Source organism: Cytobacillus eiseniae (genome assembly GCF_017874625.1).
Classification (GTDB): domain Bacteria; phylum Bacillota; class Bacilli; order Bacillales; family Cytobacillaceae; genus Cytobacillus; species Cytobacillus eiseniae.
Window position 1 is genome coordinate 54,765 of the sequence record NZ_JAGIKZ010000016.1, and the last position, 12,583, is coordinate 67,347.

16 protein-coding genes are annotated in these 12,583 nt (G+C 38.6%); 14 read left to right on the forward strand and 2 right to left on the reverse strand.

The features are described 5' to 3' along the window. The first annotated feature begins 128 nt into the window (after positions 1 to 128). The 3 genes from yhbH to J2Z40_RS13485 all read left to right on the forward strand — a co-directional run bounded on the left by yhbH (position 129) and on the right by J2Z40_RS13485 (position 2,733). The gene (yhbH, locus tag J2Z40_RS13475) at positions 129 to 1,301 is read left to right on the forward strand and encodes a sporulation protein YhbH (protein ID WP_066392422.1); all 1,173 of its coding nucleotides are present in this window, start codon (positions 129 to 131) and stop codon (positions 1,299 to 1,301) included. 176 nt (positions 1,302 to 1,477) lie between these two features. Then, the gene (locus J2Z40_RS13480; protein ID WP_066392423.1) at positions 1,478 to 2,266 is read left to right on the forward strand and encodes a hypothetical protein; all 789 of its coding nucleotides are present in this window, start codon (positions 1,478 to 1,480) and stop codon (positions 2,264 to 2,266) included. A gap of 2 nt (positions 2,267 to 2,268) precedes the next feature. Then, positions 2,269 to 2,733 carry a hypothetical protein gene (locus J2Z40_RS13485; RefSeq protein WP_066399138.1) on the forward strand — a complete coding sequence of 155 codons (465 nt, stop codon included), beginning with the start codon at positions 2,269 to 2,271 and terminating at the stop codon, positions 2,731 to 2,733. 376 nt (positions 2,734 to 3,109) lie between these two features. Here J2Z40_RS13485 and J2Z40_RS13490 read toward each other — a convergent pair whose 3' ends face one another. Continuing rightward, complete coding sequence (locus tag J2Z40_RS13490) at positions 3,110 to 3,673, reverse strand: MOSC domain-containing protein (protein WP_066392425.1); 564 nt, start codon at positions 3,671 to 3,673, stop codon at positions 3,110 to 3,112. Between the two features lie 263 nt (positions 3,674 to 3,936). On the opposite strand from J2Z40_RS13490, the gene J2Z40_RS13495 reads away from it, so the two are divergent. The 11 genes from J2Z40_RS13495 to proC all read left to right on the forward strand — a co-directional run bounded on the left by J2Z40_RS13495 (position 3,937) and on the right by proC (position 12,243). Further along, complete coding sequence (locus J2Z40_RS13495; protein WP_066392428.1) at positions 3,937 to 4,629, forward strand: DUF1538 domain-containing protein; 693 nt, start codon at positions 3,937 to 3,939, stop codon at positions 4,627 to 4,629. After that, on the forward strand, positions 4,626 to 5,396 hold the full coding sequence (locus J2Z40_RS13500) for a DUF1538 domain-containing protein (protein WP_066392430.1): 771 nt from the start codon (positions 4,626 to 4,628) through the stop codon (positions 5,394 to 5,396). The genes J2Z40_RS13495 and J2Z40_RS13500 overlap by 4 nt, the downstream gene beginning before the upstream one ends. After that, entirely contained in the window at positions 5,347 to 5,718 is a 372-nt protein-coding gene (locus J2Z40_RS19840) for a P-II family nitrogen regulator (protein WP_066392432.1), read from the forward strand. Before J2Z40_RS13500 ends, J2Z40_RS19840 begins: the two co-directional genes overlap by 50 nt. 57 nt (positions 5,719 to 5,775) lie before the next feature. Continuing rightward, on the forward strand, positions 5,776 to 6,138 hold the full coding sequence (locus J2Z40_RS19845) for a P-II family nitrogen regulator (protein WP_066392434.1): 363 nt from the start codon (positions 5,776 to 5,778) through the stop codon (positions 6,136 to 6,138). Positions 6,139 to 6,242: 104 nt separating this feature from the next. Beyond that, positions 6,243 to 7,529: a kynureninase gene (kynU, locus tag J2Z40_RS13510; RefSeq protein ID WP_066392435.1), complete on the forward strand. Its 1,287-nt coding sequence runs from the start codon at positions 6,243 to 6,245 to the stop codon at positions 7,527 to 7,529. Positions 7,530 to 7,560: 31 nt separating this feature from the next. Beyond that, positions 7,561 to 8,412 carry a tryptophan 2,3-dioxygenase gene (kynA, locus tag J2Z40_RS13515; RefSeq protein WP_066392436.1) on the forward strand — a complete coding sequence of 284 codons (852 nt, stop codon included), beginning with the start codon at positions 7,561 to 7,563 and terminating at the stop codon, positions 8,410 to 8,412. Between the two features lie 13 nt (positions 8,413 to 8,425). Continuing rightward, positions 8,426 to 9,049 (forward strand): arylformamidase, encoded by a 624-nt coding sequence (gene kynB / locus J2Z40_RS13520; protein WP_066392437.1) that lies wholly within the window; start codon positions 8,426 to 8,428, stop codon positions 9,047 to 9,049. A 29-nt stretch (positions 9,050 to 9,078) separates the two neighbouring features. Next, positions 9,079 to 10,029 (forward strand): MBL fold metallo-hydrolase, encoded by a 951-nt coding sequence (locus J2Z40_RS13525; RefSeq protein WP_066392442.1) that lies wholly within the window; start codon positions 9,079 to 9,081, stop codon positions 10,027 to 10,029. A gap of 115 nt (positions 10,030 to 10,144) precedes the next feature. Further along, a complete protein-coding gene (locus tag J2Z40_RS13530; RefSeq protein WP_066392443.1) occupies positions 10,145 to 10,756 on the forward strand; it encodes an NUDIX hydrolase in 612 nt (203 codons plus the stop codon). Positions 10,757 to 10,776: 20 nt separating this feature from the next. After that, the gene (locus J2Z40_RS13535) at positions 10,777 to 11,412 is read left to right on the forward strand and encodes a pentapeptide repeat-containing protein (RefSeq protein ID WP_066392444.1); all 636 of its coding nucleotides are present in this window, start codon (positions 10,777 to 10,779) and stop codon (positions 11,410 to 11,412) included. Between the two features lie 18 nt (positions 11,413 to 11,430). Beyond that, entirely contained in the window at positions 11,431 to 12,243 is an 813-nt protein-coding gene (proC, locus tag J2Z40_RS13540) for a pyrroline-5-carboxylate reductase (protein ID WP_066392450.1), read from the forward strand. Between the two features lie 147 nt (positions 12,244 to 12,390). On the opposite strand, the gene J2Z40_RS13545 is transcribed toward proC, so the two are convergent. Next, a complete protein-coding gene (locus J2Z40_RS13545; RefSeq protein WP_066399141.1) occupies positions 12,391 to 12,576 on the reverse strand; it encodes a hypothetical protein in 186 nt (61 codons plus the stop codon). Between the last annotated feature and the right edge of the window lie 7 nt (positions 12,577 to 12,583).

The following is a 12,583-nucleotide window of genomic DNA, read 5'->3' on the forward strand; positions in this document are numbered from 1 at the left end:
AAGTTGACGCTTAGCCAAATGTTTGTCATGTATTGTCAAACGCTATCCATTCTTCACATGACACCCTTATATAGTATGTTGCTAAGTTAGAAGTGTGCACAAAATGGAATAAAAGGAGGGCTTAATAAATGAACGATCCAAATAATCATCAGTTTGTTATTTCCCAAGAAGATTGGTCCCTCCATCGTAAAGGCCATGACGACCAGCAACGCCATCAAGAAAAGGTGCAGGATGCCATTCGGAATAATTTGCCTGATTTAATCACAGAAGAGAGTATAGTGATGTCGAATGGTCGAGAAGTAGTAAAGATCCCAATTCGTTCGTTGGACGAATATAAAATTCGTTATAATTATGATAAAAACAAACATGTTGGTCAAGGAGATGGAGAAAGTCAAATTGGTGATGTAGTTGCACGTGATGGTTCACCAAGTGCAAAGGGTCCAGGAAAAGGGCAAGGTGCAGGGGATCAGCCTGGAGAAGATTATTTCGAAGCTGAAGTGTCTTTAATGGAAATAGAGGAGGCACTCTTTAAACAGCTGGAGCTGCCGAATTTAAAGCGTAAGGAACAAGCCGAAAATATTGTTGAACACATTGAATTTAATGATATTCGCAAGACTGGGTTAATGGGGAATATTGATAAAAAGAGAACGATGATGACTGCATTTAAACGGAATGCAATGACAGGAAAACCGAGCTTTCATCCAATCTATCAGGAAGATTTAAAGTTTAAAACATGGAATGAAGTCGTGAAGCCAGATTCAAAAGCTGTCGTGTTAGCGATGATGGACACGAGCGGATCAATGGGAATCTGGGAGAAATATATGGCAAGAAGCTTCTTCTTCTGGATGACTAGATTTCTGCGAACGAAATATGAAACCGTTGAAATTGAATTTATTGCCCATCATACAGAAGCGAAGGTCGTATCAGAAGAAGATTTCTTTTCAAAGGGAGAGAGTGGGGGAACGATTTGTTCATCTGCTTATCGCAAAGCACTTGAACTTATTGAAACGAAATACAATCCGCAAAAATATAATATTTATCCTTTCCATTTTTCAGATGGTGACAACTTAACCTCTGACAATGCGCGCTGTGTAAAGCTTGTGGAGCAAATGATGAAAGTATCTAATATGTTCTATTATGGAGAAGTCAATCAGTACAACCGCCACTCAACCCTTATGTCCGCTTATAAAAATATCAAACATGAAGATTTCCGTTATTACATTCTTAAGCAAAAAGTAGATGTGTTTCATGCGATGAAGAGCTTCTTTAGGAAGGAACAGGAAGGGAAGCTGTATGTGTAGTGACGTAGACCCCAATCGTGTAGGTTGGGGGTTTTTCTATGATTCTATGACACGAATATTTAGTACAATATCATACAGTCTGTATAGTTTTCCAAATGGTTGTTATCGAACAAGATTAGGTATAATTCGATCCTTTTATGGAGATAAATTATAAAAATTCCAAAAAGGTGGATGTAATGAACAACTACACAAATGACAACACCGCCAGAAGGTATAAAGCCCATGTTAGTACATTAGGGACCACTCAATTGCATTTGAGAAATCCTTATATTATTGCTTGGTGGTCTGCTGCGTTCCCTGGATTTGGGCATATGCTTTTATCGAAATACCTTAGAGGCTATTCATTATTTATTTGGGAAGTAATTGTTAATGTGAAAGCAAATGTGAATTTAGCCATGATTTATTCTTTTCAAGGGAATATCGACATGGCCAAAGAGATATTAGACACAAGATGGCTACTTATGTATATCCCTGTTTATATATTTGGAATCTGGGATAGTTATCGAACAACAGTGGATATGAATAGGGTTTATCTTATGGCAGAACGAGAGGAGCACCGTATTAATTCTTTTTCAATTGGTGCTTTAGAGATTAACTATCTGGATAAACGAAATCCAGTTCTTTCTATTATTTGGTCATTATTTATCCCTGGTTTAGGACAGCTCTATATACATAGAATTTTAACGGCAGTATTTGTTATTATTTGGTTAGTAATATTTTATTTTTTTTCGCATGTTCAAGAAGCCGTTGTGCTCTTGTTTTTAGGAAAAGTGAAAGAAGCAACCTCTGTGTTAAAACCTGAGTGGCTATTATTTATTCCTTCTCATTATGGATTTGCCATTTATGATTCTTATATTAATACAGTAGAAAATAATAAACTGTTTGAAAAAGAATTACAGAATCATTTGAAAGATAATTATCAATCTACTGGATTTAAAATACGAAAGGGACAAAAATTAAAGTGAATATGCAAATTTTTTCGACCTTTGAGATTAGCTCCTATTTAGAATTGGCCATATCGAGTTTAGAAGAAAAAGGAATAAAAAAAGAACAAATCTATGCTGTACCTTTGGATAATCGCACAGAGGAACGAAGGGTTTTTGATTCCCTTCATCGTTCGGATGGTACTAGCCTAATTGATGTAGGTGCTGCTCTTGCCACAGCCTTTTCTGTTATTGGTGCGAGTGTTGGGTTTAAATTATCATGGGGGCCCATTTATTGGGGGCTAATAGGTGCGTTTATCGGGTTTGTCCTTGGAGTTGCTATTCGTCTTTTTACTGAATTGGTTGTAAAGAAGAACAGACGTCTGTTAAAGGGAAAATATTCTGAGGTTATTCTAATTATTGATTGTGAAGAATCACAAGCTGCGTTTATAGAGAACGTGCTATGGAATCATTATGCATTAGGTGTTGCAAAAGTAAGGAAGGTATAAAAAATGACTTTGGGATTTTTTTATGCTGCCTAACAAATAGGAGGTTTTTACAAAGGGCTTATTTAATTTGGAGGATAATAGGTGTCTTGTCTATGTCCTATATTAAACCATTACAGCATTTAAATTTGCCAAACATAGAAAACGAAGGCTATTTTTGCAAACAATGTTGTTATTTTACACATAATTAGTAAAGGTTGATTTCCGCTTCAATCAACAGACCTATTTAGTAAACCATTCATTCTAGTATTTGCTATAAAAACAACAATCTTTTAGAAAAGAGCCAAAACAAAAAAATCAAAAGTCCCCAATCCTAAAGGAAGGGGACTTAATGGATCGTCTCATTTAAAGAAAAGCATACCGTTTATCTATTCGATTATTAAACTCGCTCAAGCTTTTTAAAAGGTTCAGACGGTAATCGTACATGAATGGAATCTCCAGGTTTTACTTCTCCACTTTGTACTATCACCCCCATTATTCCTGCCTTCCGTATCAGATTCCCTTGCTCATCTTCGTCTAGAACCGCCTTTAATAGGCCAGTTTGAAAATGGTCGATTTGAGCACAAGGGTTCCGTAAGCCTGTTATTTTTACGATTGCTGTTGTACCGATGTGTAAAAGTGTATCAGTCGGTAAATCTAAAAGATTGATTCCAACTGTTGTAATATTTTCCCCCATTTGTCCTGGTTCAACAGTAAAGCGATCTTTTAGATCTTCAAATAATTCCTTTTGAATCAAATGTACTTGTCTTAAATTGGGCTGATTTGGATTTTGTGCCACTCTTGAGCGATGTTTAACGGTAGCGCCGCAATGAGCATCACCTTTCACCCCCAATCCTTCAACTAATTTAATGCTTTTTTGATTTTCTTTGCTGAAAGTATGTGTAGCACTTACGCTAACTGCAATCACCTTTCCACAAATAGAACCATCCTTTTGTTCATTCATTTTTTCACTCCTAATGTTTTGATATTCAGTTTATATGTTCCGTTTTTCTTCAAATATCCCTGCTAGATTAGTGAAATGATAGTTTAATTTTCATTATCGATCATCTATTTAACTAGTCTTCTATGATGCAATATTTAAAGTTTTATTAAAAATATTCAGAAAGTGTATAATCCCCATAATAAATTAATGGTAAAATATTAGTATAAAAGAATTTTCCTAGCCATAAGGCTAATTACTTAACGTTTTCATGCGAGGAGGATGGGATGGAAAATATAAAAGATACTGTAAAAGAAGTGATATTTGCGATTTTGCCTTTATCATTAGTTGTTATCGCATTGCAATTTACGATTATTGGCATGCCCACTGAAATTTTTATTCAATTTCTAATTGGAATCCTTATGGTATCCATTGGATTAATTCTTTTCTTATTAGGAGTAAATATCGGTTTACTTCCAATAGGAGAAATGATTGGTTCTTCCCTGCCGAAGATGGGGAAAGTTTGGCTCGTTGTCTTTTTTGGTTTTCTGCTCGGTTTTGTTGCGACTGTTGCTGAACCAGATGTCCGTGTATTAGCGAAACAAGTGGCGACCGTTTCGGATGGAACAGTCCCGGGAAATATTTTAATTTATACGGTTGCTTTAGGCGTGGCTATTTTTGTTGGTTTAGCAATGGTTAGGCTCGTATTTAATATCCCGATCACCTATATATTAATTGGAGGATATGGACTTATTTTCCTGCTGTCTGCATTCACACCAGATCAATTTGTTCCGATTTCACTTGATTCAGGCGGTGTGACGACTGGGCCGATGACCGTTCCATTTATTTTAGCTTTAGGAGTTGGGGTGGCATCTGTTCTTAGAGGGAAGGCAGCATCTTCAGATGGCTTTGGATTAGTAGCGCTTGCATCCATTGGCCCTGTCTTGGCGGTTCTTGTGTTAGGGGTGATTTATGGATGAAGATACATATATTTGATGGCTTTTCACATGTGCTTTATGAAGTAGCAATGGCGCTAATCCCCTTAATGATTTTTTTCTTATTCTTTCAATTTTTCATCTTAAAACTTCCATTAAAAAAACTGAAGGATATTGCGATTGGTATGTTTCTAACGTTTTGGGGGCTTGTATTTTTCCTCCAAGGGGTTCATATTGGGTTTCTGCCCGCTGGTGAGGCAATGGGGAAGATCCTTGGCGAAATGGATTTCCTATGGGTGCTTGTGCCGATTGGGTTTGTACTAGGCTTCGTGGCAACTTTTGCTGAACCAGCGGTTAGTGTATTAATTCATCAAGTTGAAAAAGTCTCTGGTGGGTACATCCCTCAAAAGGTTATGCTATATACATTATCAATAGGTGTAGCCACATCTGTTGCGTTAGCGATGGTGCGAATCATCTTTGGGATACCGATCCTCTATTTTATTATCCCAGGATATATCATTGCACTCATCCTCATTCGATTCTCTTCTCGAACATTTACAGCAATTGCCTTTGATTCTGGCGGTGTTGCAACAGGTCCCATGACTGCCACTTTTCTTGTTGCTTTGTTTGTAGGGATCTCTTCTACAATTGAAGGGCGTGATCCATTAATGGATGGCTTTGGGATGGTTGCATTAGTGGCGCTTTCTCCGATATTATCAGTGTTAATCTTAGGATTACTTTATGGCCGAAAGGAGAAGGAGAATGAACGAAATTTCGAGCAAGCTGATCGGGCAGTTGAACACGAATCATAAGCTATTAGTAACGATTGTAAAAAAAGGGTTGGCCACTAAAGTTGTGAAAGCGTCTAAAGGTGCAGGGGCAAAGGGCGGGACCATTCTCTTTGGAAAAGGGCATGGCATACATGAGAAAAGAACATTTCTCGGATTTACGATTGATTCAGATAAAGAGGTTATTTTAACATTAATGCCAGTTGATATTATGGAAGACATTCTAAAGGCAGTGGAGGAAGCTGCCAATTTACACAAACCCTCACATGGTATAGGTTTTGTTGTTGATGTGAAAAAACTCGGTGGCATCGCACATATGCTCCATCTCTATGAAAATAATGAATAGGAAGTGGCCAATGGGTAAAACTGGGCAGTTTCTAAAATATAGATAACGGAGGTTATCATGAAAAACACGATTCTTTACGATGTGATTGTGACAATAGTAAATAAAGGGCACTCCGAAAGAGTAGTAGATGCTTCTAAAAAAGCGGGTGCAGAGGGTGGAACGATTCTCAATGGCCGTGGAACAGGGATTCATGAACAAGCGAAGCTTTTTTCCTTCACAATCGAGCCTGAAAAGGAGATCATTTTAACTTTAATTGATCGGAGAAAAACAGAGCAGGTATTACAGGCAATCATGGTTGAAGGAGAGCTTGAAAAACCAGGGAAAGGGATCGCCTTTGTACTTGAAGTAGAAAGGACAATTGGGATCTGCCATTTAATCGAATGGTTCGATGAGGACCAGCCTGAACATGACGATGTATAGCAGGGAGAGGGAAACCTCTCTTTTTCTATTATCGTAAGCAGGATTTCAATGTGTAAATCATGAACCTAGATAAAGAGTCTGTTTTTAAGATGAGGAGGATGTTGATGCAAAAGGATAGATTTCAGCCAACCGTTGAATATTCCAGACTGTTAGACAGTGAAGATGAATTAGCAGCGTTTCGCAATGAATTTTACATAAAGCCAGATGTGATCTACATGGATGGCAATTCACTAGGCTTGCTTTCAAAAAGGGCAGAAAAGTCAGTGATTGATGTGCTTGAGGATTGGAAGGGGTTAGGGATTGATGGATGGACAGAGGGAAAGTACCCATGGTTTTTCTTATCTGAAAAGCTTGCGGAGATGAGCGCCAACCTTGTTGGTGCCAAACCAGAAGAGGTCATTGTCACTGGATCGACAACGGTGAATCTTCATCAGCTTGCTGCTACCTTTTATCAGCCAAAAGGAAACAAAACGAAAATCCTTGCAGATGAACTCACATTCCCTTCTGATATCTATGCTTTACAAAGCCAGCTTCGCTTACATGGATTGAATGAGGAGACCGATCTTATTCGCGTAAAGAGTCGTGATGGCCGCTATTTGCACGAGGAAGATATTATTGCTGCTATGACGGATGAGATTGCTTTAATTGTGTTGCCAACTGTTCTATATAGAAGTGGACAAATCCTTGATATGAAACGCTTAACGGCAGAAGCACATGCGCGTGGCATCCTGATTGGATTTGATGGCTGTCACTCTGTTGGCGCGTTTCCACATTCATTCAGTGAATGGGATGTGGACTTTGCCTTTTGGTGTAATTATAAGCATTTGAATGGCGGACCAGGCAGTGTCGGAAGCCTATATGTCAATCGCAAGCATTTTGGTACACTTCCTGGGCTTGCCGGCTGGTTTGGCTCGAAAAAGGAAAAACAATTCGATATGGAGCATTCATTTACACAAGCAAACACAGCTGGGGCTTTCCAAATTGGCACCCCACATGTATTAAGCCTTGCGCCGCTTATCGGTTCCTTTGAAATGTTTCAAGAAGCAGGGATCAACCGAATCCGAGAAAAATCCCTTAAGCTTACACAGTATATGATGGACCTAATCGAATATGATTTGGATGCAATGGGGTTTACGATTGGCAATCCAAAAGATGAGAGGCAGCGTGGAGGCCATATTAGTCTCGAGCATAAGGAAGCAGCCCGAATTTGTAAAGCATTAAAGGAAAATGGCGTCATTCCCGACTATCGTGCACCTAATATTATCCGTCTAGCTCCTATTGCATTGTATAACTGTTTTGAAGATGTGTGGAAAGTCGTGCAAATCCTTAAAACGATTATGATCGAGAAGCAGTTCGAGAAATTTTCTAATGATCGAAATGTAGTTGCCTAGGAACGTTTGAGTGAAAGGAAGAGTGAATCCAATGGAAACAAATCATAATGGACAAACAGAACCAAGTGTTGAAAAGGAAATACAAACCGATTTTCAACAAGAAATGTCCTATGGAGATTATCTTCATCTTGATCAAATTTTATCGAGTCAGCATCGTCTATCCGATCATCATGATGAAATGCTCTTTATTATTATCCATCAAGCAAGTGAGCTTTGGATGAAGCTGATCATTCATGAGCTGTCTGCAGCAATTGAAAGCATCCAGAAAAATGACCTCGAGCCCTCTTTTAAAATGCTATCACGTGTTTCACGAATTCAACAGCAGCTCATTCAATCATGGAGTGTATTATCAACATTAACACCTGCAGAATACTTGGAATTCCGCGATAAACTAGGGCGCTCATCTGGCTTTCAATCCTACCAAAATCGGTTAATTGAATTTGCTCTTGGTCAAAAAAACAAGCATACACTAGCAGTCTATCAGCATGATGAGAAGCTTCATACACGCTTACATGAGGACTTAAATAAGCCAAGTATTTATGATGCAGCTATTTCTGCACTTGCCACTCGTGGGCTGCCAATCGACCAAGACGTACTTAAGCGGGATTGGTCACAAAGCTACCAGTCGAATAAAAGCGTGGAAGATGCATGGCTTGTTGTGTATCAAGATGTGAATCAATATTGGGATTTATATGAATTAGCAGAAAAGCTAATTGATATAGGCAGCCAGCAGCAGCTCTGGCGCTTTCATCATATGAACACAGTAGAAAGAATCATTGGCCACAAAAAAGGGACTGGGGGTTCTTCAGGTGTGACCTATTTAAAAAAAGTGATTGATCAGCAATTTTTTCCTGAGTTATGGAGTGTAAGAACAAAGTTATAATGGAGGCTAGGAAATGAATAAATGGATGGATATCTCACAAAAACTAGTGAATGATATGGTCGTTTGGCCAGGGGATACGCCTTTTTCGTACAAGGTGAGCTGGAGTATGGAGGAAAGCGGATCCGTCAATGTAGGAGAAATCAAAATGAGTGCACATACCGGTACCCATATTGATGCTCCCTATCATTTTGATAATGAAGGAAAACGAGTCATTGATCTTGATATTAATTTATATATTGGCCAAGCAAAAGTGATTCATCTGCCTGTCAAAAATAGTATAGGGGTGCAAGATTTACAAGCATATGATCTATCAGGTGTAAAGCGTCTATTAATCTATACAGGCGCATGGACAAATCGAACAGTATTCCCTGAAACCATTCCACATATTGAAGAAGGAGTGGGCGCCTATTTAGCCAAGCAAGGTGTGCAGCTAATTGGGCTAGACCTTCCATCCGTCGATCCAGTGGATAGCAAGGAATTAGCTGCCCATCACGAACTCACTAGTCATGGCCTTCATATTTTAGAAGGGCTTGTCCTTGATCATATCGATACTGGTGACTATGAGTTAGCAGCCCTTCCTTTGGCGTTAGCAGAGGCAGATGGCAGTCCAGTTCGTGCGGTGTTAAGGAAAATATAAGTTTTTTTTAGAAAGGGGTTCCAATGTAAATGGATTTAGGTTTAGGTGTATCGATTATTGATGCAATGGATTTAGGCAAGGAAAGAAGAACGGGTTCCTATGTTCTTCATGCAGAACAATTAACGATTATTGAAACATGTGCGAGTCCGTCCATTCGATATATATTAAAAGGATTGAAAGTGTTAGGGATAGACCCGGCGGAAATAAAAAATATCATCGTGACACATATTCATCTGGACCATGCTGGAGGGGTTGGCTTATTGCTTGAAATCTGCCCGCATGCGAAAGTGATTGTCCATCCGCGCGGGAAACGTCATCTCGCCGATCCTACTAAATTAATCAAAGGAGCAAAAGCGGTATATGGTGCAAGGTTCGATGAATTATTTGAGCCGATTTTGCCAGTGCCAGAAGATCGGTTAGTCGTAAAAGAGGATGGAGATACATTGCAAATTGGAGAAAATCGGGTGCTTACTTTCTTTGATACACCTGGACATGCAAACCATCATTTTTCCATTCATGATTCAATGAGCAATGGTGTTTTTACTGGGGACACAATCGGCGTCTATTATCCTCAGCTAATGGAGAAAGGAGTAGAATTATGTTTCCCATCCACCTCCCCAAATCAATTTGATCCAGATGCGATGCTTCAATCTCTTGAAAAAATCAAAGCGCTAGCAGCAGATCGAATCTACTTCGGTCACTATGGAATGACAACGAATCCTACTCATATGTATGAGCAAATCGAGTATTGGCTTGCATTATTTATGGAAGAGTCAAGAAGACTATATGCGGAAACAAAAGAAGAGCCAATGATAGCAAAAGTGGAAACTTTATTTGAATCCTTGTATGCAAAAGTAGTGAATGATTTAGCTGAAAAGGGGATTTCATTGAATCAAGAGATGGAAGAGATCATTCAACTGGATTTACGTGTTGGATCAATGGGCATCATCGATTATTTAGAAAAGAACAAAGGCAAATAAGTAATGTTTGGGTTAGGCATGATCTTCTGTCTAACCTATTTATTTCATTTTTCGTTTCATTCCATATTATAATGGATGAATAGATAGTAATTATGAATGGAAATGAGGTGAAATTATGCAGCTTGATGAGATTATGAAACGGCTTCATACCCGCAAACCAACAATTTTAGGGAATGAGAACTTCTCTAAGTTTGCTATTTTATTGCCCCTTCTTTTTGTAAAGGATGAGCTGCATATATTATTTGAAGTCCGTTCACAGCAATTACGAAGACAGCCTGGAGAGATTTGTTTCCCTGGTGGAAGAATGGACAGAAGCGATCGAGATGAAAAGTATACGGCCATTCGTGAAACGTGTGAGGAGCTTGGGATCAGTGAAAATAGGATCACCAATGTGTATCCCCTTGATTACATGATCTCCCCTTTTGGACAAATCATTTACCCATTTGTTGGATTTATTGATAGTATAGATGAGATGAAACCAAATCCTGATGAGGTAGACCATATTTTTACGGTTCCGCTTTCTTTTCTGAAAATGAATAAACCAGAAATATTTCAAGTGCATTTTAAGGCAGAGCCTGAAAAGGATTTTCCTCTTAATCAAATTCCAGGAGGAGAAAAATATAATTGGCAAGCAAGAAAAATGGATGAGTGTTTTTATTACTATGAAGATAAAGTAATATGGGGGTTAACTGCTCGAATACTCACCCATTTTCTTGAAATTATTTAACAACTAGATGAGGTGTCCAAATGAAAATTGAATCCCCGAAATTATCAAGAGATCTTCCACTTAAGAACTTCCATGACATTTTTTATGATGAAGATCCAGAACTTGATACATGTACGATAGAAGAAGCAAATTTTGAAAATGAAGCAGTGGAACGCGTACATCTGACCAATATGATGATCAAAAATTCCCGATTTTCCAATACAGATTTTAAAATGATCAATCTAACAGATGTTTACTTTGAAAATTGTGATTTGTCTAATGCTGATTTAAGTAAAGCGTCCATCCATCGAGTCGTTTTCAAAAATTGCAAGCTGATGGGCGTCGATTTATCTGATTCCCGTTTTGGAAATGTGCTGTTTGATCAGTCTGTTTTAAGCCTTGCCATGCTCGGGACTTCTAAATTTGAAAAAGTAATCTTTAAAGATACGCTATTAAAAGGTGCAGATTTATATGATTGTACATTAAAGAAAATTAATTTTCAGTCTTGTGATATGGATGGGGCGAATTTTGAACAAACCTCATTAAAGGGTGTAGATATAAGCACCTCGACTTTTCAAACGCTAACAGTCTCAATTGAAAATCTTAGAGGATGCAAAGTATCTACACAACAAGCCTTGCAATTTTCAGCTTTAATGGGCTTAGAAATAATAGAGTAGCATTAGGATGTGTATAGGTTGGAGAGAACTATAGGATTTATTGGTTGTGGAAAAATGGCGCAGGCGATCATCGGAGGAATTTTACAATCAGCTGATTATACAAATGAACAACTGATCGCTAGCGCAAAATCTCAAGAAACGATTAGTAAGGTGAAGGAAACTTTGCAAATCCAAGCAACATCAGATAATAAGCAGGTTGCAAAACGGGCGGACATTCTTTTTCTAGCAGTGAAGCCTGCGATTCATGCCGCAATTATAGAGGAAATCAAACATTCAGTGAAAGAGGATGCCATCATTATCACGATTGCTGCTGGAATCAGTCTAACTTTTCTTGAACAGTCATTCGGAAAAGAAATAAAGGCTGTTCGCACAATGCCTAACACCCCCTCTTTAGTTGGGGAAGGGATGAGTGCCATTTGTGCCAATTCGTCTGTCACTGAGGCAGATATGATAGACATTATTCGAGTGTTTTCTTGCTTCGGCAAGGTGGAGGTAATAGATGAAGGGCTGATGAATGCTATTCCAGCAATTAGCGGTTCCTCTCCCGCTTATGTGTATATGATGATTGAAGCTTTAGCTGATGGTGGTGTAAAAGCAGGTCTGACAAGGAATCAATCGTATCAATTAGCCGCACAAGCCGTATTAGGTGCTGCAAAAATGATCCTTGAAACTGGAAAACATCCAGGAGAGCTGAAGGATGAAGTATGTACACCTGGAGGAGCAACGATTGAAGCGGTAGCAGAGCTAGAGAAAAGGGGCTTCAGGGCGAGTATTTTGTCAGCAATGGAGCGCTGTACGGAGAAAACAATGGCTCTTTCAAATGAAAATTGAAATGAAATACATAATAGAAAAACAAGAGGAGTGTCCCCTCTTGTTTTTTATTTTGCTTAAGGAAATGATCAAATCGCATGTTGTTTGTTTTGTGAGGAAAGCCTTGTGCTATGCTTGTGGCCGCACAAGGCACTTGCGCATTTATTCCTAATTCTTTATCAATGTCTGATTTAACCCTGAGTACAAATCCTTCATATGCACAGTCACTATTTTGGCCCCTATTTGGACATGAACCATGTTGTCAAAAACAGCAGTTACAAAGCCATTTAGCGATACGTTCGTACCAATGCTTACGTCCTTTTTCGTCTGTTTTTCTTTTTTATTCTCTGCCATCTTATGA

Coding starts and splice junctions, on each gene's coding strand:
- J2Z40_RS13530 (WP_066392443.1), top strand. CDS start 10,145: ATGCAGCTTGATGAGATTATGAAACGGCTTCATACCCGCAAACCAACA.
- yhbH (WP_066392422.1), top strand. CDS start 129: ATGAACGATCCAAATAATCATCAGTTTGTTATTTCCCAAGAAGATTGG.
- J2Z40_RS13545 (WP_066399141.1), bottom strand. CDS start 12,576: ATGGCAGAGAATAAAAAAGAAAAACAGACGAAAAAGGACGTAAGCATT.
- kynA (WP_066392436.1), top strand. CDS start 7,561: ATGGAAACAAATCATAATGGACAAACAGAACCAAGTGTTGAAAAGGAA.
- J2Z40_RS13490 (WP_066392425.1), bottom strand. CDS start 3,673: ATGAATGAACAAAAGGATGGTTCTATTTGTGGAAAGGTGATTGCAGTT.
- kynU (WP_066392435.1), top strand. CDS start 6,243: ATGCAAAAGGATAGATTTCAGCCAACCGTTGAATATTCCAGACTGTTA.
- J2Z40_RS19840 (WP_066392432.1), top strand. CDS start 5,347: ATGAACGAAATTTCGAGCAAGCTGATCGGGCAGTTGAACACGAATCAT.
- J2Z40_RS13480 (WP_066392423.1), top strand. CDS start 1,478: ATGAACAACTACACAAATGACAACACCGCCAGAAGGTATAAAGCCCAT.
- J2Z40_RS13485 (WP_066399138.1), top strand. CDS start 2,269: ATGCAAATTTTTTCGACCTTTGAGATTAGCTCCTATTTAGAATTGGCC.
- J2Z40_RS13495 (WP_066392428.1), top strand. CDS start 3,937: ATGGAAAATATAAAAGATACTGTAAAAGAAGTGATATTTGCGATTTTG.
- J2Z40_RS13535 (WP_066392444.1), top strand. CDS start 10,777: ATGAAAATTGAATCCCCGAAATTATCAAGAGATCTTCCACTTAAGAAC.
- J2Z40_RS13500 (WP_066392430.1), top strand. CDS start 4,626: ATGAAGATACATATATTTGATGGCTTTTCACATGTGCTTTATGAAGTA.
- J2Z40_RS13525 (WP_066392442.1), top strand. CDS start 9,079: ATGGATTTAGGTTTAGGTGTATCGATTATTGATGCAATGGATTTAGGC.
- kynB (WP_066392437.1), top strand. CDS start 8,426: ATGAATAAATGGATGGATATCTCACAAAAACTAGTGAATGATATGGTC.
- J2Z40_RS19845 (WP_066392434.1), top strand. CDS start 5,776: ATGAAAAACACGATTCTTTACGATGTGATTGTGACAATAGTAAATAAA.